The sequence below is a fragment of the Paraburkholderia sp. IW21 genome, from assembly GCF_041321145.1.
GTDB lineage: Bacteria > Pseudomonadota > Gammaproteobacteria > Burkholderiales > Burkholderiaceae > Paraburkholderia.
The window spans coordinates 155,511-176,344 of record NZ_JBGGWA010000003.1 but is presented as its reverse complement, the minus strand read 5'-3'; the positions used below and the strand labels follow the sequence as shown (position 1 = coordinate 176,344).

Below are 20,834 nucleotides of genomic sequence, written 5' to 3'. Positions count from 1 at the left end.
AGACAGGTTTTGAGTAAATTCGACATGACTGACGCAGTTGACGTGGTGATCGTCGCAAGCGCATTCGGGATGGACGCGGTCCGCACGGGCGGTCATCTGAAGTGGGCCGACGCGAGCAGGCAGGCTGGCGCGGCCGCGTTCGAAGTACGCCGCGAACTGTTCGCCGACGAGGCCGGCGCCGCGCCGCAGCACTTGCGCGTGCTCGGCAAGTCAATCGCGGAACTGGGCTTGTGGTCCGTATATTCGACCCCCGCTTCGCTTTACACCCCTGACGGACACCTTGACACCGCCGCATTGCGTCTCGCGCTCGACGAAGCGACGGCGCTCGGCGCGCGTTTCGTGAAGCTGCAACTGGGTGGTTTCGCCGCCGAGGCCCATAGCGGGGCGATTGCCGACCACCTGCGCGGCGCGAACGTGCGCCTCGTCGTCGAAAACGGCCAACTGGCCGCGGGGGGCTCGCTCGCGCAATTCGTCGGCCTGTTCGACGCGTTGGCGCGCGAAGGCCGCGCCGACGTCCTCGGCATGACCTTCGACATCGGCAACTGGGCATGGCGCGATGTCGCGCCGCTCGATGCCGCCGGGCCGCTCGCGGCGCACGTTGAATACATCCATTGCAAGACCGTGGCGGGCGAGGGCGCACGACGCTGTCCCGCCGCGCCGGCCGCTGGCGACGCGCGGTTCGCCGCAGTGCTCGACAAGCTGCCGCGCCACGTCCCGCGCGGCATCGAATTTCCCTTCGATGCGAGCCGTATCGAGGCGGATGCGGCGCATTACGTCGCATGGCTGGGGGCCGCGTAAGCGGCGCGTGGGAACTGGGAGCGCAGGGTCAAACGCAGTGTCAATTAAAGGCGCGCAACTCAAGCACGCGGGGAAATGTTCATGCGGTACGGGCGGGGAAGTGCATGCAGCGAAGCACACCCAGCTAAGCACGCGCAGCGATTACATGCAGCGAATGACGGGCAGAGAAGCACATGCAGCACGGGCAACGAAGCACACGCAAAAACACGCATTAAAAGGAACACGCAGGAGCGAAGCATGAGCACCTCAAACGCAGCACTCGACGTCATCACCTACGGCGAAGCGATGGCCATGTTCGTGGCCGCCGAAACCGGCCCGCTCGCCGGTGTCGGACAGTTCACCCGGCGCATTGCGGGCGCCGATCTGAATGTGGCGATCGGCCTCTCACGACTCGGCTTCAAGGTGGGCTGGATGAGCCGCGTCGGCAACGATTCGTTTGGCCAGTACGTGCGCGACACGCTGACCAAAGAAGGCATCGACCAGCGCTGCGTCACCACCGACGAGCGTTACCCAACCGGCTTCCAGCTGAAGTCCAGAAACGACGACGGCAGCGATCCCGCGGTCGAGTATTTTCGCAAAGGGTCGGCGGCGAGCCATCTGTCGTTGGCCGACTACGCGGCGGACTACGTGCTGCCTGCGCGTCACTTGCATCTGACGGGCGTGGCGCCGGCGATCTCGGCCGGCTCGCGTGAACTCGCGTTCCATCTGGCGCGCGAAATGCGTGCCGCCGGCAAGACGATTTCGTTCGACCCGAACCTGCGTCCGACGCTGTGGCCCTCGCGCGCCTCGATGGTCGAAGGCTTGAACGCGCTCGCCGCATTGGCGGACTGGGTGCTGCCCGGCATCGGCGAAGGCGAGATCCTGACGGGTTACACGCAGCCGGACGACATCGCAAAGTTCTATCTGGACCAAGGCGCGCGCGGCGTGATCATCAAGCTCGGCGCGCAAGGCGCGTACTTTCGCAGCGCCGGCGATGCCGCCGTGATCGCCGGCCAACCGGTCGCGAAGGTGGTGGACACGGTCGGGGCGGGCGATGGCTTCGCCGTCGGCGTGGTCAGCGCGTTGCTTGAAGGCAAGACGCTGCCGCAAGCGGTGGCGCGCGGCAACCGCGTCGGCGCCCTGGCGATCCAGGTGATTGGCGATTCCGAAGGCCTGCCGAGCCGCGCCGAACTCGACGCGCTCGAGCTTGCCGATGTTCCACACGTTGCGACCGCGGCCTGAAACGGCCGCAACAATGCCGCAGTCAGCCTGGCTGGCTCGATAACAGCAAGAGCGCTCGAACAGCGCCCCTATCCGTCCTTCATCGTTTCGGGAAGCCGTAAAAGGAGACACCCATGACCTCATCGCTCGCGATTCGCCGTTGGTGGACGATCATGCCGATCGTATTCATCACGTATAGCCTCGCTTATCTCGACCGCGCGAACTTCGGTTTCGCGTCGGCCGCCGGCATCAATCAGGATCTCGGCATCAGCAAGGGGTTGTCGTCGCTGATCGGCGCCTTGTTCTTCCTCGGTTATTTCTTCTTCCAGATTCCCGGCGCGATTTACGCGGAACGCCGCAGCGTCAAGAAGCTCGTGTTCTGGAGCCTGGTCCTGTGGGGTGGCTGCGCGGCGCTGACCGGCATGGTCAGCAATATTCCGTCGCTGATGGTGATCCGGTTCCTGCTCGGCGTGGTCGAAGCCGCCGTGATGCCCGCGATGCTGATTTTCATCAGCAACTGGTTCACCAAAAGCGAGCGCTCGCGGGCCAACACGTTCCTGATTCTCGGCAATCCGGTAACGGTGCTGTGGATGTCGGTGGTGTCGGGCTATCTGGTGCATTCGTTCGGCTGGCGTCACATGTTCGTCGCCGAAGGCGCGCCCGCGATCCTCTGGGCGGTGTGCTGGTGGTTCATCGTGAAGGATAAGCCGCAGCAGGTGTCGTGGCTCACCCAGCAGCAAAAGGACGATCTCGCCGAAACGTTGCGGGCCGAACAGGCCGCGATCAAGCCGATGCGCAATTACAGCGAAGCGTTCCGCACGCCCGCCGTGATCAAGCTGTGCGCGCAATATTTTTGCTGGAGCATCGGCGTGTACGGTTTCGTGCTGTGGCTGCCGTCGATCCTGAAGAATGGTTCGACATTCGGCATGGTCGAAACCGGCTGGCTCTCGGCGCTGCCTTATCTGGCCGCGACGATCGCCATGCTTGCGGCTTCGTGGGCATCGGATAAACTCAACCGCCGCAAAGTGTTCGTGTGGCCGTTCCTGCTGGTCGGCGCGGTGGCGTTCGCGGCGTCGTATGCGCTCGGCTCCACGCACTTCTGGATCTCGTACGCGCTGCTGGTGATCGCCGGCGGCGCGATGTATGCGCCGTACGGACCGTTCTTCGCGATCGTGCCGGAGCTGCTGCCGAAGAACGTCGCGGGCGGCGCGATGGCGCTGATCAACAGCATGGGCGCGCTCGGTTCGTTTGTCGGCTCGTATGTGGTCGGCTATCTGAATGGCGCGACCGGTTCGCCTGCGGCATCCTATGCGTTCATGAGCGTGGCGTTGGTCGCCGCGGTGATTCTGACGCTGATCATCAAACCAGAGCCGCAACCGTTGACGAACGCGCCCCCGCTCGCTACACCGCTGCAAGGAAAATAAGCTGATGAAGAAGATCGTCGCCTGGAAGTCGCTCCCTGAGGAGGTATTCGCGTATCTGCAACAGCACGCGGAAGTCGTGCAGGTCGACCCGGCGCAGCACGGCACGTTGGTTGCCGCGTTGAAGGACGCAGACGGCGGTATCGGTTCGAGCGTGAAGATCACGCCGGCGATGCTCGAAGGCGCGAGCCGGCTGAAGGTTTTGTCGACCGTCTCGGTGGGTTTCGACCCGTTCGACGTTGCCGATCTCACGCGCCGCGGCATTCTGCTCGCGCACACGCCGGACGTGCTGACCGAGTCCACTGCGGATACGGTGTTCTCGCTGATCCTCGCGTCGGCGCGCCGGGTGGTCGAACTCGCTGATTGGGTGAAGGCGGGTAAGTGGCGGCACAGCATCGGGCCGGAGCGTTTCGGCATCGACGTGCAGGGCAAGACGCTCGGCATCGTCGGGTTGGGGCGGATCGGTGGCGCGGTCGCGCGGCGTGCGGCGCTCGGCTTCAGCATGAAGGTGCTGTACACGAGTCGCAGCGCGAATCCGCAGGCGGAACAGGCGTACGGCGCGCGGCGTGTCGAATTGCCGGAACTGCTCGCCACCGCTGACTTCGTCTGCCTGCAGGTGCCGCTCACGCCCGACACGAAGCATATGATCGGCGCGGCAGAGTTCAGGTCGATGAAGCGAAGCGCCATCCTGATCAACGCATCGCGCGGCGCGACTGTCGATGAAAAGGCGCTGATCGACGCGCTGCAAAACGGCACGATTCACGGCGCGGGTCTGGACGTGTTCGAAACCGAACCGCTGCCGGCCGATTCACCGCTGCTGAAAATGGCGAACGTGGTCGCGCTGCCGCATATCGGCTCGGCGACGCACGAGACCCGCCATGCGATGGCGCGCAATGCGGCGGAGAACCTTGTCGCCGCGCTCGACGGTACGCTGACGATCAACATCGTCAACCGCGAAGTGTTGAAGAAATGAGCACCACGCCGCTCGCCGCCCCGCGCCGCGCTACGATCACCGACGTCGCGCGCGAAGCCGGTACTGGCAAGACCAGCATTTCGCGCTATCTGAACGGCGAGATGAGCGTACTGTCGCCGGCGTTGCGCGCGCGCATCGAGGCGGCCATCGAGCGGCTCGACTATCAGCCGAACCAGATGGCGCGCGGCCTCAAGCGTGGCCGCAATCGCCTGATCGGCATGCTGCTCGCCGACTTGACCAACCCGTACACCGTGGAAGTGCTGCAAGGCGTGGAAGCCGCTTGCCAGGCGCTCGGGCTGATGCCGCTGATCTGCCACGCGGCCAACGAAGTCGAAATGGAGCGGCGCTATCTGCAACTGCTGACCACGTATCGCGTGGAGGGCGTGATTGTCAACGCGCTTGGGGTACACGAGGAAACGCTGCGGCCGGTGGGCGAGGGCGGCATTCCGGCGGTGCTGGTCGACCGTTCGGTCGATGGTCTTGTCACCGACATGGTCGGATTGGACAATCGGGCTGCGGCTGAACTCGGCACCCGGCATCTGCTCGAAAGCGGCTTCGACGATATCTGGTTTGTCGTGCAGCCTTTCGAGCAAGTCAGTTCGCGGCAACTGCGCGAGGCGGCGTTTCGCGAGGTGATGAGCGGGCAGGGCGGCGAGGGTCATGACGGCGGGACGAGCGGGAAAGGCGAAGGCGGCAAGCGCGGCGCGCGTGGGCATACGCTGGTGCTGAATCTTGCAGAGCCGGCAGCCGTCGAGCGCGCCCTCGCCGAACTGGATCGCGCAATCGATGCCGCCGGCGCTCCTGATGCCGCCACGCGTAAAGTCACACGCCTCGCCTTGTTCGCGGCCAACGCGCCGGTCGCGCTGCGCCTCGCCCTGCATCTGAAAGCGCGTTACGGCGCGGATTGGCAGGCGCGCGTCGCGCTGCTGTCGATCGACGATCCGGAATGGGCCGAATTGACCGGCATCACGACGATCCGCCAGCCGACCTATGAGATCGGCTACCGTGCGGTCGAGTTTCTGCATGAGCGCATTGACGGTGTCCAGACCACCGCGCGCGACTGCCTCTTGCCAGGCGAATTGATCGTCCGCGCGTCAACTTCGCGTTGATCTGCGATCATTCGGGCTGCGGCGCGCAGCGGGTGCGCGCCGGTCATCGCAAGGAAACTCATGGTTGTTGAACCGTTTACCCTCTCGACCCTCGCCCTCGCGACGCTGTTGGTCGCCGCCTTACCGTTCCTGATCTACCGCCGTTTGCGCCGGCCGCTCGCGCTGAACCCCCGCGACGCGATCACCGGCATTGCCGTGTTCGCGCTGTTCGCGATGGTGATCGAGCGCGCGCTGAACGACTATGTGCTGCATCGGAACGAGGTGAGCGCCACCTTCCTGTCCAATCCGCTGGCGTTCGTGGTGTACGGCGCGTTGGCTGCGGGGGTCTGCGAGGAAGTGGGACGCTTCATCGGCATGCGGCTGTTGATGAGGCGCGCGGCAGCGAAGTCCGGGGCCGCGGCGAATACGGGCGACGGCACGGCGCTGACCTACGGCCTCGGCCACGGCGGCGCTGAAGCCTGGCTCGTCGGCGTGCTGGTCCAGATTCAATGGCTCCTGTTCGCGGTCTTCGAAAACCGCGGCGAGCTGGACGGCTACCTGAGCAATCTGCCGGCCGACTCGCTGCTGCGCATTCACGTGATCCTCGCCAGCCTGACACCGCAGACGGCCGGCATTTTCGCGCTCGAACGGGTGGCCGCGCTGGTGTTCCAGATTGGCTTGTCGGTGCTGATGTGGCGCGGCGTGCGGGCGGGCTGGCGCGGAATCTTGCCGCTGGCGATTGCGCTGCACGCGCTGGTCGACGTGCCCGCTGCGCTGTTTCAGGCGAACCTTGTGCCGCTCGCTGCGGTGGACGGTGTGTATGCGTTGGGGGCGGTGGTTGTCGCGGGCGTGTTGTTCCGCGTGTTCCGACGCCCGGCGGCGGTTGCCGCGTGATGAGCCTGCCACGCAAGCCTTCGACGATCCTCTAATTTTCGGCACATCCCATGGAAGAAGCTTACCAATACGACTGCGCGAATTCCGAGTTCGAGGAATTGGCCCGCGTCGTCAGCGACTTGTTTCCCGAGCAGACGCAGTTCATCCAGCACGCGGCTGAAGACGGCACGCCAACGCTGGCGATTCACTGGGTTGCGATGCGGTTCGGCGCGGCCGCGCGCCGGATCGTGATGACCGTGGTGATCGCGCCGGCGGCGCTGGCGCGTTATCGCGCGATGCCGGCGCGGCTGCGCGGGCGCAGCTTCGCGGTGCTGCGGGCGTATGTCGAAGCGAGCATCGGCTCGCTCGAAGAGCAGTATGCGAACGGCGAGGCGGTGCCGCGCGATGTCACGGTGGATCTCGGCGACGAGTTTGCTTGAAACGGTTCGCTCAAGGCCCTCGGCCTGAAGGGACTGCGAGCGCCGCCGGGCTGACTGCGCTCATCCGGGCTGCGATTCAATCCGCGAGCCGATAGACCTTCGCAAAGCGTGCTGCCTGCACCACGCCGTAGTCGCCCGGGGCGTACTGCATGATCCAGTCGCCGGCCGCGCCGTGCAGTACGTCGCCGCCACCCGCTGAGCGGGCCAGCGAGAACGCTTCATTCATCTGCCTCGCGAGGACGACGGCCGGACGGTTGCGGTACGCACCCGGTTCGCCATGAGCGAGGGCGGTGTCTTCAGGCAGGTATTTGGCGTCGAAGCGTTCGCGCGAGACGACCCAGCGGTCGCCGGTCGAGCCGGTGATGAGCGCGTCGCCGCGGACATAGCGGTTCGGGCCTTCCAGGCTCATCAGTTCGCCTGCGGTCGCGGCGAATTCAACGCTGACAGTTTCGCTTTTGACGACGCGCTGGGCGTTGGCATCGTTACTCAGATCGAGGTTTTTGAGTTCGGTCATGAAGGGTATAGGGGCTAAGCTGCGCGCTCAGGAGCGCGGGACTCCGCATCATGCCAGATGCATCGCCCGCGCTCCGCGCAATCAACCGGTTACGGCTTTACCGTTGCATCGCTCGCCGGCGCCTTCTTGCCGCCGCCCTTGCCGTGATGACGATGCCCCCCCTCGGCGCCGCCCGGCTGATGGAAAGTGACATCAGCCAGCTTCTTCTGCTCCGGCGAGAAGCTGCTATACAGCGGATCAAACGCGTCGACCAGTTTCTTCATGCCGTCCGCATGTGCTTGCGCAATCGTCGCGTATTGCTTCATGTCGTCGAGCGCCGACAGGTTCGTCTCAGCCTTACGCTGCTGGAACAGTTGCCCCATCGTCTGGCCATTGTTGCGCATGACATCGGCAAAAGCGTTCCATTGCGATTCCTGGGCCGAGGTAATCTTCAGCTGCGAATGCAGGAAGGCGATGCGGTCTTCGACATTGCGCTCGTGACTCCCTTTGGCGGCGGGTGCCGGAGCCGAAGCGCTCATCGGTGCCGAAGCCGGCGCGGAAGTTTGTGCGAATGCGCCGCTCATAGCGATTGCGGAGGCCAGCATGACGAGTGTTTTTTTCATCGAAACTCCTGATGTCTGTTCGAATTGGGACAAGGCGAGCATGGCGAGCGGCCCACCATGCGTTACCCATGGCAACGCAAGATGGCCGGCTGCCCACTTCGCCGTCGCCGCTATTAGTATCACGATATCCCTACAATGCGGCTGCGGTGCGACAAACGCTTACAACCGAAACGAAAGGAAATAGCGGGTGGATAAATTCGTCAGCATGGAAATCTTCGTCGCAGTGGTCGAGGCGGGCAGTCTCTCGGCGGCTGCCGAGCGCTTCGATATTTCGTCGGCGATGGTGGGCAAGCACATCCGCTCGCTTGAAACCCGGCTCGCGACGCGGCTTCTGACGCGCACCACGCGCCGTCAGAGTCTCACTGAAATCGGCCGGCAATATTACGAGCAGTGCCGGCGCATTCTGGCCGACGTGAAGGAGGCGGAGTCCCTCGCCGAGGCGATGGCGGCCGCGCCGCGCGGCGTGCTGAAGGTGACGGTGCCGCTGACCTACGGCGTCGAAGTCTTTGCCCCGGCGATGACCGACTATCTGAGCGCGTGGCCGGACGTGAGTCTCGAACTCGATCTGTCGAACCGCATGATCGATCTGGTGGAAGAGGGCTTCGATGCGTCGGTGCGAATCGGGCATCTGCCGGATTCGAGCTTCGTCGCGCGGCCGTTGAAGCCTTACCGGATGCGCGCATGCGCGTCGCCGGCGTATCTGGAGCGCGCCGGCACGCCGCGCACGCCGGCCGATCTGGTTCAGCACGAATGCCTCGGCTTTCTGCATTGGGGCCGTGAAGGCTTGTGGCGGCTAGGCGGCGAGACCGCGGACGAAAACCAGCTGCGCGCTGGACGGTTCCGGGCCAATAACGGCCAGGCGCTCAAGGTCGCCGCGTTGCGCGGTTTCGGGCTGGTGTTGCAGCCGGAGGCGCTGCTCGCCAAAGAGATCGCCAGCGGCGAGCTGGTGTCCGTGCTGGCAGACTATCTGCCCGACGGCGCGCCCGTCCATCTGGTCTATCCACGCGATCGCCGCGCCACGCCCAAGCTCACCAGTTTTATCGATTTCGTGATCGAACGGTTTGGTGTGTGAGCGGGCGCCGCTCGCCTTTGCCGCTCGCGGCTCACGGCTCGCGGCCCACGGCTCGCGGCTCGCGGCTCGCGGCTCGCGGCTTCGCTGCCGAATGACTTCATCACTTCGCCACTTCGCCGCTCAAAGCTGAAGACGCGCGATAATCCGCTCCACTGCTGACCAACTTCTTTCGCCCTCGATGAGACCTCCGCGCCTCGACCAACTCGACGACCTCGACCGCAACCTCGTTGCGCTGCTGCAAGCCAACGCTCGCGAGAGCGTCGCCAATCTCGCGCGCCAGCTGGACGTGGCGCGCACCACCGTGATCGCCCGCATCGCACGGCTGGAGCGCAGCAACGTGATCGCGGGGTATAGCGTGCGGCTCGGCCAGGACGTGCTCGACTCGAGCATCTATGCCTACGTCGGCATCATCATTGCGCCGAAGCACGGGCCGACAGTGCAGAAACGGCTCGGCAAGATGCCCGAGGTGCAACTGCTGTGCGCGGTGAGCGGCGAGTTCGACTACGTCGCGTGGCTGCGCGCCGATTCGCCCGACCGCCTCAACGATCTGCTCGACCAGATCGGCGGCCTGGAAGGGGTGGAGCGCACCACGACGTCGATCATTCTCGCGCGCAAGATCGACCGCGGGATGGTGTGATCGCGACACCCGGTTTTACGCCGCTTTAATACCATTTCGACATTTAGACTGACGCGTTCGTCATAACGTCGAAGTTGATGGTCATATCGCAGCATTTTGCGCGTATGAACTGTTTTCGCTTCTCCCTAAACTGTGTCTCAAGGGTTCAGCCCGCCGGGCGCGGCGCCTTAAGCGCAGCGCACTTCCCAAGCTGGTGACAGCACACAGAAAACCAGGAGAAGCGCATGAAAGTAGCCATCGTTGGTGCAGGTTTGATCGGTCACACCATCGCCCACATGTTGCGAGGCACCGGCGACTACGACGTCGTCGCGTTCGACCGCGATCAGCACGCACTCGATAAGCTCGCCGCCCAAGGCATTCCGACCCGCCGCGTCGATTCGGCCGACGCCGCGGCGCTGCGCGCTGCCGTGCAAGGCTTCGACGCGCTCGTCAATGCGCTGCCGTACTACCTGGCGGTGAATGTGGCCTCGGCAGCCAAGGGCGCGGGCGTGCATTACTTCGATCTGACTGAAGACGTGCGCGCCACTCACGCGATCCGCGCGATCGCCGACGACGCCGAGCACGCCTTCATGCCGCAATGCGGTCTCGCACCCGGTTTCATCGGCATCGCCGCGCATGAACTGGCGAACCGCTTCAGCGAAATCCGCGACGTCAAGATGCGCGTCGGCGCGCTGCCGGAGTTCCCGACCAATGCGCTGAAATACAACCTGACGTGGAGCGTCGACGGTCTGATCAACGAATATTGTCAGCCGTGTGAAGCGATCCGCGACAGCCGCACGCAGTGGGTGCAGCCGCTCGAAGGCCTCGAACACTTCTCGCTCGACGGCACGGAATACGAGGCCTTCAATACATCCGGCGGCTTGGGCACGCTATGCGAAACGCTGTCGGGCCGGGTCGAAACGCTCGACTACAAGTCGGTGCGCTATCCGGGCCACCGCAACCTGATGCAGTTTCTGCTGGAAGACCTGCGTCTTTCCAGCGACCGCGACACGCTCAAGACCATCATGCGCCGCTCGGTGCCGTCGACCGCGCAAGACGTCGTACTGGTGTTCATCACGGTGAGCGGCATGCGCGACGGCCAACTGGTGCAGGAAGTGTTCACCCGCAAGATCTTCGCGAAGACGGTGTGCGGCGTGCCGATGAGCGCGATCCAGATCACCACGGCCGGCGCGATGTGCGCGGTGCTCGACCTGTTCCGCGAAAAGAAGCTGCCGCAAAGCGGCTTTATCCGTCAGGAGCAGGTGTCGCTGCGCGACTTCCTCGCGAACCGCTTCGGCCAGTTGTACGAAGGGCAGTCGCTGGATGAGATGGCAACGGCGTAAGGCGCGACTGTCGCCTTGAGGCTCAAAACCGAGGGCCGTACGTTCACGCGGCGATGTCTGCCGCACGTCGGGAAGAAGGCCCCGCAGAGGGCCACCCGAACGCCCCGCCCGGTGGGGCGTTTGCCTTTGCCGAAGCCCGGCGGTCCTATACGGGCACCGACGGCAGCATCACAGACGAAGCACGCGGTTCGCCCACGAGCCGTGCGAGCAACGCGTCGTAATCAGCAGCAGTTGGCGCGGTGTTATCGAACATCAACAGGTCTTCGCAAAGGCCGCCGCTCGGCACGAAGCGGCGTTGCCGGTACTCATCCCAATGCGCGAGTTTGTATGCATCGTTCGGATTGCCGCGCTCGACAATACGCCGATGGGCCATCTCTTCCGACGTGTAGACCCACACGACGCGCAGCGCCACGTCCGCGCCGACGCCCAGCCATGCGCGATCGAACAGGCGCCGCTCGCGCACTTCGCGCGATAGCGGGCCGACCACCAGTGCGCTGACGCCGATCTCGAGATTGTCGCGGGCGGTATCGAGCAGGCCGCGATACTCGGGATCGCGCAGGTGCTGCAGAAAAAGCGGGCTGTCGCGGTCGTTCGGATCGCCAGTCAGCATGGCCATGGCGGCGGCGCTGTAGCCACCGAACAGCGTATCTTTGTCGAGCAGGCAGAAGGGCGACGCGCTTGCCTGCATGAGCGGCCCGATCAGTTTCCTGGCCAGGGTTGTCTTGCCGGTGCCTGCGTGACCGCAGAAGAAAACCAGATGTGTCACGACGGCGTGTCCCCGGGCGTGGCGGGCGGGGTGCCGGCGTGCTGCTGCGGGTCACGCACGAACCTGCCGCTGGCCTCCAGCCACATCACATTGATGATGCCAAAGCCCAACGCCACGCCGATGCCGAGTATCCAGGTGAAATACCACATTGCAGTCTCCTTGATTGTATTGTCCGGCGAGGCAGGCAATGAAGCGTTGCGCATAGCCGATACAGAGAAGCAAACATGCTGGCAACAAAGGTAGCACGCGGCGGGTCTGAGGGTAAATCCGCAGCGCAGGGCGCCCACAGAGCAACCCTTTGCAGCGATCATGAAGAAGAACGCGGCGCCACGCAAGAGGGTGCGCCGCGTTTGGCCGTTCGGCCAGGATGGCGGAACGCGCCTATAACAAAGAAGCAGAACCACAACCACAACTCGGGAGACCCAGCATGCTCACGCGCCCGCGATTCCGCTGCGAAGCCCTGCTTCTCGCGCTTGCCATCGCCTCGCTCGCCGGTTGCGCCTCCACGCCCGCCGAGCCCGTCCCGTTCAAGGAGGTGCCGCAAGCGCGCATCGTCCAGCCCGGCTACACGCAGCCGGCAACCGGACTGGTCGCCGTGGACGTGCGGCGTGAACGTTCCCGCGACGTTATCGTCCGGTTCCGCGACGCGCTGGTGTATATCGACGGCGAGCAGGTCACCGATCTGATGAACGGCGAACATGTGGTCTTCTACCTGAGCCCGGGCATGCATCGCATCGGGGTGTCCACGCAATTCGATCCGGTCGTCGAGATGCGCTTCACGGTGACAGCCGACACGCGCTATACGAACCGCGCGTCGGTCACCTTCGGTGAAGATCACCGCATCGCCTTGCGCAGGGTTGCCCGATAGCGGCGGGCAGAGCCGTCGAGCGCCTCGTAGCGCTCAACTTCACCGCAAGCACGTTTTAACAATTGGATACATGACGTTCACGCCTGGCACTTAATATGACGGCTATTGCGTAATCGTCCATTGCAGACCTCACGCCGATCTTACGCAGTGTGGGAAGGCGGCCGGGCTGCTTCCGTTTTCAAGGTAATTCAACATGCTGATCAATTGCGCCGCCTATCAGGACGGCCGGAAGCTGGCTGACATCGATATCGATAGCATCAGCGACTACGTGGCACGGCCCGAGTGTTTCGTCTGGGTCGCGCTGAAAGACCCGGGATCGGACGAGCTGGCCGTGATGAAACATGAGTTCGGCCTGCACGAGCTCGCGATCGAGGACGCGCAAAACGGCCATCAGCGGCCGAAAATCGAGGAGTACGGCGAATCGCTGTTCGCCGTGATGCATACCGTCGAGATGGACGAAGAGGGCGAACTGCTGATCGGCGAAGTCGACGTTTTCGTGGGACGCAACTATGTGCTGTCGGTGCGCCGCGGCACGCGTGCTGGTTTTCAGAACGTTCGGGCCCGCTGCGAACGCGAGCCGCAACTGCTCAAGGAGGGCTCGGCATTCGTGCTGTATGCGCTCGCCGACGACATTGTCGATCGTTATTTCCCGATCATCGAGGCGATGAACACCGAGATCGAAGCGCTCGAAGACCGGATCTTCGAGCGCAATAATTCAGCGGCATCGCGCGCGATCATCGAGGACCTGTACTCGCTGAAACGCCGCCTCGTGATTCTCCAGCACCACATTGCGCCGTTGCAGGAAGCGATCGGCAAATTGACGGGCGGCCGTATTCCGAGCATCTGCGAAGGCATGCAGGCTTATTTTCGCGACGTCTACGACCACCTTGAACGGATCGTCAGAACCATCGACGGCCGGCGCGAAATGATCGTCACCGCAGTGCAGGTCAATCTGGGGATGATCTCGCTTGCGGAGAGCGAGGTGACCAAACGGCTCGGCTCGTTCGCCGCGTTGTTCGCGGTGCCGACCATGATCGCCGGCATCTACGGGATGAACTTCCAGAGCATCCCCGAACTGCATTACAAGTACGGCTATCCGGTCTGTCTGGCGGTGATGTTCACGGTGGATCTGATCCTTTACTGGCGCTTCCGCAAGGCCGGCTGGCTTTGACAAGCGGTTGGCCGCCGCCCCGCGTTGTCCCCGCTTGCACCACGCGCAATAAAAGTCCAGCATAAGCGACCCGCCGGCTGTTGAGCTTGCAGCCGGCGGCCAATCTGCCACGCACGGACCGAGCGAGGGACCCTTGCCAATATGCAGCCTGCCGGTGCGCTTATCCGCCGCGCCGGGTCGAATTGATCGAGCGCATGGCATCGACGCATTTTCTGCGTGCCGGTGCATTGCAACACGGCGAATCGTTGACAATCCGAACAGGCCGCGCTGAGAATAGGACGTCGCAAACCGCTGAGAATAGGACGTCGCAAACGTTTGCGCGCAACAAAAATACGGCTCGACCGCGAGCCCGACAAACCTTGGAGATAGGCATGAGCCATCGCATTCGCCGCCGCATACTGGCGGCCGCCGTCCTCGTCACCGCCACCGCCGCCTTGCCGTTTTCCACCGCGTATGCGCAAACCGCGCCCGCCCATAAGCCGAAGGTCGCGCTGGTGATGAAATCGCTCGCCAACGAGTTCTTCCTGACCATGGAAACCGGCGCGAAGGACTACCAGAAGCACAATTCTTCCCAGTTCGATCTGATCACGAACGGCATCAAGGACGAGACCGATACCGCGAACCAGATCCGTATCGTCGAACAGATGATCGTCTCGAAGGTCGATGCGATCGTGCTGGCTCCGGCTGATTCGAAGGCGCTGGTGCCAGTCGTCAAGAAGGCGGTCGACGCGGGCATCATCGTCGTGAACATCGACAACCGGCTCGACCCGGAGGTGCTCAAGTCGAAAGACCTGAATGTGCCGTTCGTCGGCCCGGATAACCGCAAGGGTGCGCAGAAGGTCGGCGATTACCTGGCGAAGAAGCTGAAGGCGGGCGACGAAGTCGGCATCATCGAAGGCGTGTCGACCACCACCAACGCGCAGCAGCGCACTGCGGGCTTCAAGGACGCCATGAACACCGTCGGCGCCAAGGTCGTGTCGGTGCAGTCCGGCGAATGGGAAATCGACAAGGGCAACGCGGTGGCGTCGGCCATGCTCAATGAGTACCCGAATCTGAAGGCGCTGCTGGCCGGTAACGACAACATGGCGATCGGCGCGGTCTCGGCCGTGCGCGCCGCAGGCAAGCAGGGCAAGGTGCTGGTGGTCGGCTACGACAACATCGGCGCGATCAAGCCGATGCTCAAGGACGGCCGCGTGCTCGCCACCGCCGACCAGTACGCTGCCAAGCAGGCCGTGTTCGGTATCGACACCGCACTGAAGGCGATCAACGAGCACAAGAAGCAGTCGCAGTTGTCCGGCGTGGTGGAAACGCCGTGCGATCTCGTGACCAAGTAGGCATCGAGCAGTAAGGACTGCAATAAGAACCCAGGCCAGCACCGCAATAAGCTCCAGGCACGCGGGTTTGCGCTGACGCCGTTGCATGCTGAATGCAAGGAAGAAGCACGCGAATCCGCGCCAATTCAATAAACGCTCAAGAAACCTGCCGCGCCGCCGTTAAAGCCAGAGGTAAGCGTCATGACGGCGGCTGCGCGGCGGGAGGGTGGCGTGGTCGAAGGCGCCGGCGCATTTCGCGCATTGAACCGGCATGACACGCGGCTGTCGTTGGCTGCCTCATTCGAGCGAATCGCATGAAGCCGCATCGAGAGCCCCGCAACCAGGATCGCGATGGATTCAACCGAGCACGACGTCTTGCCTGCCGTACTGTCTGTCACCGATATCGGTAAGACCTATGCCGAACCGGTGCTCGCCGGCGTTTCGCTGTCGCTGCGCGCCGGCGAGGTATTGGCGCTGACCGGCGAGAACGGCGCCGGCAAGAGTACGCTGTCCAAGATCATCGGCGGCCTCGTCGATCCGACCACCGGCACGATGCAACTCGGCGGCACCCCCTACGCGCCGGCAAGCCGCACCGAAGCCGAAGCGCTCGGCGTGCGCATGGTGATGCAGGAGTTGAATCTGCTGCCCACGCTGTCGGTGGCCGAAAACCTGTTCCTCAACCGCTTGCCGCAGGCGGGCGCCTTCCGCTTCGGCTGGATCGACCGTCGCAAGCTGCGCGAGGATGCGCGCCACGCCATGGCGCAAGTCGGCCTCGATGCGATCGATCCGGATACGCTGGTCGGCGAACTCGGCATCGGGCATCAGCAGATGGTGGAAATAGCGCGAAATCTGATCGACGACTGCCGCGTGCTGATCCTCGACGAGCCGACCGCGATGCTGACCGCGCGCGAAGTCGACCTGCTGTTCGAGCAGATCGACCGGCTCAAGACCCGCGGTGTCGCGCTGGTCTATATCTCGCACCGGCTCGAAGAGCTGGCGCGGGTGGCCGAGCAGATCGCGGTGTTGCGCGACGGCAAGCTGGTGCATGTCGACGCGATGGCGAACCTGACCAGCGATCAGATCGTGACGTGGATGGTCGGCCGTGAACTGGGCGAGCGGATCGATCTGGGCGTGCGCAACATCGGCGCGCCGCTGTTGAAGGTGGACACGCTCAGGCGCGGCAAGGTGGTGCGCGACGTGTCGTTCGAAGTGCGCGCCGGAGAGATTTTCGGCATCAGCGGCCTGATCGGCGCGGGCCGCACCGAGCTGATGCGGCTGATTTACGGCGCCGATCAGAAGGACGGCGGCACGGTGTCGCTGGCCAGAACGCCGGGCGCGCTGCCCACGCCCGTGCAGATTGCTTCGCCGTCGGATGCGGTGCGCGCCGGCATCGCACTGATCACCGAAGACCGCAAAGGCGAAGGCCTGTTGCTCCCGCAGCCGATCGCGGCCAACGTGTCGCTCGGCAATCTCGGCCGGGTGGCGCGGCACGGCATCGTCGACGCGAAGCGTGAGAACGTGCTGGCGCAAAAGCAGATCGACGCGATGCGGATTCGCAGTTCGGGGCCGGGGCAGATTGTCGGCGAACTGTCGGGCGGCAACCAGCAGAAGGTCGTGATCGGCCGCTGGCTGGCGCGCGACTGCCGCGTGCTGTTGTTCGACGAACCTACGCGCGGCATCGACGTCGGCGCGAAATTCGATATCTACGGGTTGATGGGTGCGCTGGCTCGTGAAGGGCGCGCGCTTGTCGTGGTGTCGAGCGATTTGCGTGAACTGATGCTGATCTGCGACCGGATCGGCGTGATGTCCGCGGGAAGCATGACGGGTGTGTTCGAGCGCGACGACTGGTCGCAGGATGCCTTGCTGGCGGCGGCTTTCGCCGGCTACCGCGGCCGCGAAGCGTTGCTGCACGCCCCCGATACCCACGCAGCAGGGAGTCTGTCATGACCGATCAATCGGTGCATGGAGCATCGAGCCGCAAGCAGGGCGCAGCCAATGTGCCCGGCGCGACTGACGTGGCTCAGGTCACGCCGCCCGCCGACCCGTCCGCGCCGCTCGCGAGCGGCAAGCCGGCCGGCACCCGGCTTGGCTTTTCCAACTATCTGGGCCTCGCCGGCGCGTTGCTGGCGATGATCGTGCTGTTCTCGCTGCTGAGTTCGCACTTTTTGACGTACGACACGTTCAGCACGATCGCCAATCAGATCCCCGATCTGGTGGTGATGTCGGTGGGCATGACCTTCGTGCTGATCATCGCCGGGATCGACCTGTCGGTGGGATCGGTGCTGGCGCTGGGCGGGTCGGTGGTGAGCGTGGCGGCCTTGAAGTGGGGCTGGGGGCCGTTGCCCTCGGCGCTGCTGGGCGTCGCCGCAGCCGCCTTGACCGGGACCGTGACCGGCGCGGTGACGGTGGGCTGGCGGATTCCGTCCTTCATCGTGTCGCTCGGCGTGCTCGAAGCGGCGCGCGGCATGGCCTATCAGATGACGAATTCGCGCACCGCCTATATCGGCGACGCCTTCGATTTTCTGTCGAACCCGATCGCGGTGGGCATCTCGCCGGCGTTCCTGATCGCGGTGGCGGTGATGGTGATTGCGCAACTGGTGCTCACGCGCACGGTGTTCGGCCGCTATCTGGTCGGCATCGGCACCAACGAGGAAGCGGTGCGGCTGGCGGGCGTCAATCCGCGGCCGTACAAGATCATTGTGTTTGCGTTGATGGGCGCGCTCGCGGGGCTGGCGGCGCTATTCCAGATTTCGCGTCTGGAAGCGGCCGATCCGAATGCCGGCGTCGGCGTGGAGCTGCAGGTGATCGCGGCGGTGGTGATCGGCGGCACCAGCCTGATGGGCGGGCGAGGTTCGGTGATCAGCACGTTTTTCGGCGTGTTGATCATTTCGGTGCTGGCGGCCGGCCTCGCGCAGATCGGCGCGAACGAGCCGACCAAACGGATGATCACCGGCGCGGTGATTGTGGTGGCAGTAGTGCTGGACACCTATCGCAGCCGCCGCAAGCGCGCATGACGGCGGCACGGGCGCTGTAACGCAAGCGGGGCAGTCAAAGTGGCAACAGCGGTAAGCGTGAGTATTCAGGGGTTGGTCTGTCTTCGATGAAGACGTCCGGTGGTCGCCAGATGGCGTGACCGGCGGGAAAAACAGGCAGGGGAGCACAGGTTATGGCGACGATCAAGGATGTAGCGGCCGTGGCGGGCGTGTCGTTCACGACGGTATCGCACGTCGTGAACAACTCACGGCCGGTGTCGGCCGACGTGCGCGCGAAGGTCGAACACGCGATCCGTCAGCTTCACTATGTACCGTCGGCGGTGGCCCGCTCGCTCAAGGCGCGGGCGACGGCGACGATCGGACTGGTGGTGCCGAACAGTACGAATCCGTATTTCGCGGAGATGGCGCGCGGCATCGAGGATGGTTGCTCGCGCAACGGCTACTGTCTGTTCTTCTGCAATTCCGACGACGATCCGGCCAAGCAGCGCAACTATCTGCGGGTGCTGCAGGAAAAGCGGATCGACGGACTGATCGTCGCCTCAGCCGGCGACGACGACGTACTGGCGCAGACACTCGCCGACGCCCGCGAGCCGCTGGTCATCGTGGACCGGAATATTGAAGGCGTGAACGCCGACCTGGTGCAGATCGATCACGAGAAGGGCGGCTATCTCGCGACACGCCATCTGCTCGAACTGGGGCACGTGCGGATCGGCTGCATCACCGGGCCGGTGAAGACGGCGGTGAGCGCCATGCGGGTGCACGGCTTCATCCGCGCCATGACCGAGCGCGGCATCGAGATTCCAGCCGGTGCGATCGTCGAAAGCGATTTTTCGGGGACGGGCGGTCATCGCGCGGCCGGGCAGTTGTTCGACACGGTGAAGCCGTCGGCGATATTTGCCGGCAACGACATGATGGGCATCGGCGCGCTGCGCGCCGCGGCGGAGCGCAATATCAGCGTGCCGCGCGATTGCTCGATCATTGGTTTCGACGATATCGAACTGGGCCGATTCACCTATCCGTCGCTCTCGACGGTCGGGCAGTCGGTCCGCGCGCTCGGCGACATGGCCGCGCAGACGCTGATCGAACGCATTGCCGGGACCTCGGCGGGCAATCCACGCGCCCCGGGCCGCCGGCGTGTCGTGTCGCCACGGCTGATCGTGCGCGAATCGACCGCGACCTGGGCCGGCGCCGCCAGGCGCGATCTCGCGGCCTGATCCAGAGCACCGCGATGCCGGGTGCGAGCCAAGAGGCTTCGCGCGGGAGCGACGCGCCAGTATTTTGTAACTTCTTCCGATTGCGCGTGGCGCCTTTCTTCGTACTATACAAATCCTTCAAGTATGTAAGCGAAATGCCGCAAACGAGTGTGTTGGAACGCCGTTTCAGAATGGCGCCATGCACGCAGACAACGACCTCGCCACCTCCGACGACGCGCTGCGCAAGGGCCAGTTCGTGTCGGCCAGGCGGGAACCCTGCTTGTGCGGATCGACCGCACGACGAAAAAGACCGCGATTGCGCATGCAACCGCGGTCTTTTGTCATGGCCTGCGGGCTAAGTAACGTTTGCGAGCCTGGTCCGTGCCCTGGCGAGCGTCGCGATCCGGTACATTGTCGGGCGCAACGACCGCTTGCATCGGCAACATCGCCGCTTCAGCCTGTCAGCGCGCGGACCATGAGCCCGCTATCTTCAACTGCTGCAATCCAACGCCGCAATCAACCGCTCAACGCGCCAGCCACAAAGGACCGACATGACGCCATACGACCTCGCGCACCGCCTCGTCGAAGCACGCCGGCAGCATCGCCCGATCGATGCGCCCGCACCCGACAGCCTGCCGCCTGACGCAGCCACCGCGTACGCGATCCAGCAGGCGGTCATTACGGGCCTCGGCGACTCGACCGGTGCATGGAAGATCGGCGCCAGAGCGCCGGGCGGGGCTGCCGCGGGCGCGCCGATTCCGGCTTCGCTGGTGTTGCCTTCGCCTGCCCGGCTGGCCCATGCCGGCTTCTTCCGCGTGCTGGTGGAACTGGAGATCGCCTTTCGTTTCACCGAGGCGATCGAGCCGCGCGGCCGCGCCTATGCGCGTGACGAGGTGCTCGCGAAGGTCGGCGTCGTACTGCCGGCCATCGAGATCGTCGATAGCCGCTTTGCCGAGTGGCCGAATGTCGCGCCGCTCGCGCAACTGGCCGACGCGCAGAACAACGGCGCGTTGATCACCGGGCATCCGGTTGCCTATGCAGGCCTCGCGCGTGGATTCGACTTCGTGTCGCCTGAACTGGAACTGAGCTTCGACGGCGACTCGCTGGTGCCGGAAGCCACCGGTAATCCCGCAGGCGATCCGCGCGAATTGCTAGTGTGGTTCGTCAACCATTGCGCCGCCATGGGCATCACCATCGAGCCGGAATGGACGCTCACCACCGGTTCGTACGTCGGCGCACACAATGTGGACAAGCCCGGCATTGTGCGCGGCCATATCGACGGTCTCGGCGAAGTGGAGATTGAACTGACCTGAGTGTGTAACGGTGCGCTTGTCACGGCACGTGACGAAGTCTCATGCAAAACGGCTGCCTGCGGGCGGCCGTTTTGCATTTGCCGCATCTGCACTGGGCGCTTGGTCGTATACACCTATGAAGCGGCACGTCGCGTTGCCGTGATCCAGTCATAGATGCGCCCGACCATGCCGCCGGCGCGGTTAATACCACGTGTCAGGCATGAGTGGCGCGCGGCGATCCGCTGCACTCAATGCGAAATGGCGCGGAACAAAACCGCCGGCGCGTTGACGAACTGCT

General features: G+C 64.2%; 21 protein-coding genes. 17 read left to right on the top strand and 4 right to left on the bottom strand.

The window, feature by feature from the left end; all coding sequences use genetic code 11:
• Positions 1 to 24 precede the first annotated feature (24 nt).
• From ACAX43_RS08100 to ACAX43_RS08070, 7 genes are all read left to right on the top strand, one after another.
• Positions 25 to 798 carry a sugar phosphate isomerase/epimerase family protein gene (locus ACAX43_RS08100; protein ID WP_370707891.1) on the top strand — a complete coding sequence of 258 codons (774 nt, stop codon included), beginning with the start codon at positions 25 to 27 and terminating at the stop codon, positions 796 to 798.
• A 237-nt stretch (positions 799 to 1,035) separates the two neighbouring features.
• Positions 1,036 to 2,019: a sugar kinase gene (locus tag ACAX43_RS08095; RefSeq protein WP_370707890.1), complete on the top strand. Its 984-nt coding sequence runs from the start codon at positions 1,036 to 1,038 to the stop codon at positions 2,017 to 2,019.
• A gap of 113 nt (positions 2,020 to 2,132) precedes the next feature.
• Complete coding sequence (locus ACAX43_RS08090) at positions 2,133 to 3,422, top strand: MFS transporter (RefSeq protein WP_370707889.1); 1,290 nt, start codon at positions 2,133 to 2,135, stop codon at positions 3,420 to 3,422.
• Between the two features lie 4 nt (positions 3,423 to 3,426).
• Positions 3,427 to 4,392: a 2-hydroxyacid dehydrogenase gene (locus ACAX43_RS08085; protein ID WP_370707888.1), complete on the top strand. Its 966-nt coding sequence runs from the start codon at positions 3,427 to 3,429 to the stop codon at positions 4,390 to 4,392.
• On the top strand, positions 4,389 to 5,501 hold the full coding sequence (locus ACAX43_RS08080; protein WP_370707887.1) for a LacI family DNA-binding transcriptional regulator: 1,113 nt from the start codon (positions 4,389 to 4,391) through the stop codon (positions 5,499 to 5,501). The genes ACAX43_RS08085 and ACAX43_RS08080 overlap by 4 nt, the downstream gene beginning before the upstream one ends.
• Positions 5,502 to 5,561: 60 nt before the next feature.
• Positions 5,562 to 6,374, top strand: coding sequence for a YhfC family intramembrane metalloprotease (locus tag ACAX43_RS08075; protein WP_370707886.1), 813 nt, complete (start codon positions 5,562 to 5,564; stop codon positions 6,372 to 6,374).
• A 50-nt stretch (positions 6,375 to 6,424) separates the two neighbouring features.
• Positions 6,425 to 6,793 (top strand): DUF3022 domain-containing protein, encoded by a 369-nt coding sequence (locus ACAX43_RS08070; protein WP_370707885.1) that lies wholly within the window; start codon positions 6,425 to 6,427, stop codon positions 6,791 to 6,793.
• A 76-nt stretch (positions 6,794 to 6,869) separates the two neighbouring features.
• On the opposite strand, the gene ACAX43_RS08065 is transcribed toward ACAX43_RS08070, so the two are convergent.
• Both ACAX43_RS08065 and ACAX43_RS08060 read right to left on the bottom strand, forming a co-directional pair.
• The gene (locus tag ACAX43_RS08065; RefSeq protein ID WP_370707884.1) at positions 6,870 to 7,307 is read right to left on the bottom strand and encodes a PGDYG domain-containing protein; all 438 of its coding nucleotides are present in this window, start codon (positions 7,305 to 7,307) and stop codon (positions 6,870 to 6,872) included.
• A gap of 89 nt (positions 7,308 to 7,396) precedes the next feature.
• Positions 7,397 to 7,909, bottom strand: coding sequence for a Spy/CpxP family protein refolding chaperone (locus tag ACAX43_RS08060; protein ID WP_370707883.1), 513 nt, complete (start codon positions 7,907 to 7,909; stop codon positions 7,397 to 7,399).
• 187 nt (positions 7,910 to 8,096) lie between these two features.
• On the opposite strand from ACAX43_RS08060, the gene ACAX43_RS08055 reads away from it, so the two are divergent.
• From ACAX43_RS08055 to ACAX43_RS08045, 3 genes are all read left to right on the top strand, one after another.
• Positions 8,097 to 8,981, top strand: a complete 885-nt coding sequence (locus ACAX43_RS08055; protein ID WP_370707882.1) for a LysR family transcriptional regulator — start codon at positions 8,097 to 8,099, stop codon at positions 8,979 to 8,981.
• 178 nt (positions 8,982 to 9,159) lie between these two features.
• A complete protein-coding gene (locus tag ACAX43_RS08050; protein WP_370707881.1) occupies positions 9,160 to 9,618 on the top strand; it encodes an Lrp/AsnC family transcriptional regulator in 459 nt (152 codons plus the stop codon).
• Between the two features lie 224 nt (positions 9,619 to 9,842).
• Positions 9,843 to 10,940 carry a saccharopine dehydrogenase C-terminal domain-containing protein gene (locus ACAX43_RS08045; RefSeq protein WP_370707880.1) on the top strand — a complete coding sequence of 366 codons (1,098 nt, stop codon included), beginning with the start codon at positions 9,843 to 9,845 and terminating at the stop codon, positions 10,938 to 10,940.
• 145 nt (positions 10,941 to 11,085) lie between these two features.
• Here the strand turns inward: ACAX43_RS08045 and ACAX43_RS08040 are convergent, their stop codons facing one another.
• Both ACAX43_RS08040 and cydX read right to left on the bottom strand, forming a co-directional pair.
• Positions 11,086 to 11,706, bottom strand: coding sequence for an AAA family ATPase (locus ACAX43_RS08040; protein WP_370707879.1), 621 nt, complete (start codon positions 11,704 to 11,706; stop codon positions 11,086 to 11,088).
• Positions 11,703 to 11,855: a cytochrome bd-I oxidase subunit CydX gene (gene cydX / locus ACAX43_RS08035; protein WP_370707878.1), complete on the bottom strand. Its 153-nt coding sequence runs from the start codon at positions 11,853 to 11,855 to the stop codon at positions 11,703 to 11,705. Before cydX ends, ACAX43_RS08040 begins: the two co-directional genes overlap by 4 nt.
• A 278-nt stretch (positions 11,856 to 12,133) precedes the next feature.
• Between cydX and ACAX43_RS08030 the strand changes: the two genes are divergently transcribed.
• From ACAX43_RS08030 to ACAX43_RS08000, 7 genes are all read left to right on the top strand, one after another.
• Positions 12,134 to 12,574, top strand: coding sequence for a hypothetical protein (locus ACAX43_RS08030; RefSeq protein ID WP_370707877.1), 441 nt, complete (start codon positions 12,134 to 12,136; stop codon positions 12,572 to 12,574).
• Positions 12,575 to 12,767: 193 nt separating this feature from the next.
• A complete protein-coding gene (gene corA / locus ACAX43_RS08025) occupies positions 12,768 to 13,745 on the top strand; it encodes a magnesium/cobalt transporter CorA (protein WP_370707876.1) in 978 nt (325 codons plus the stop codon).
• A 371-nt stretch (positions 13,746 to 14,116) separates the two neighbouring features.
• Positions 14,117 to 15,079 carry a sugar ABC transporter substrate-binding protein gene (locus tag ACAX43_RS08020; protein WP_370707875.1) on the top strand — a complete coding sequence of 321 codons (963 nt, stop codon included), beginning with the start codon at positions 14,117 to 14,119 and terminating at the stop codon, positions 15,077 to 15,079.
• Positions 15,080 to 15,409: 330 nt separating this feature from the next.
• Positions 15,410 to 17,005, top strand: a complete 1,596-nt coding sequence (locus ACAX43_RS08015; protein WP_370707874.1) for a sugar ABC transporter ATP-binding protein — start codon at positions 15,410 to 15,412, stop codon at positions 17,003 to 17,005.
• Positions 17,002 to 18,072: an ABC transporter permease gene (locus ACAX43_RS08010; protein ID WP_370707873.1), complete on the top strand. Its 1,071-nt coding sequence runs from the start codon at positions 17,002 to 17,004 to the stop codon at positions 18,070 to 18,072. Before ACAX43_RS08015 ends, ACAX43_RS08010 begins: the two co-directional genes overlap by 4 nt.
• 152 nt (positions 18,073 to 18,224) lie before the next feature.
• Positions 18,225 to 19,265, top strand: coding sequence for a LacI family DNA-binding transcriptional regulator (locus tag ACAX43_RS08005; RefSeq protein ID WP_370707872.1), 1,041 nt, complete (start codon positions 18,225 to 18,227; stop codon positions 19,263 to 19,265).
• Positions 19,266 to 19,795: 530 nt separating this feature from the next.
• Complete coding sequence (locus tag ACAX43_RS08000) at positions 19,796 to 20,557, top strand: hydratase (RefSeq protein ID WP_370707871.1); 762 nt, start codon at positions 19,796 to 19,798, stop codon at positions 20,555 to 20,557.
• Positions 20,558 to 20,834 lie beyond the last annotated feature (277 nt).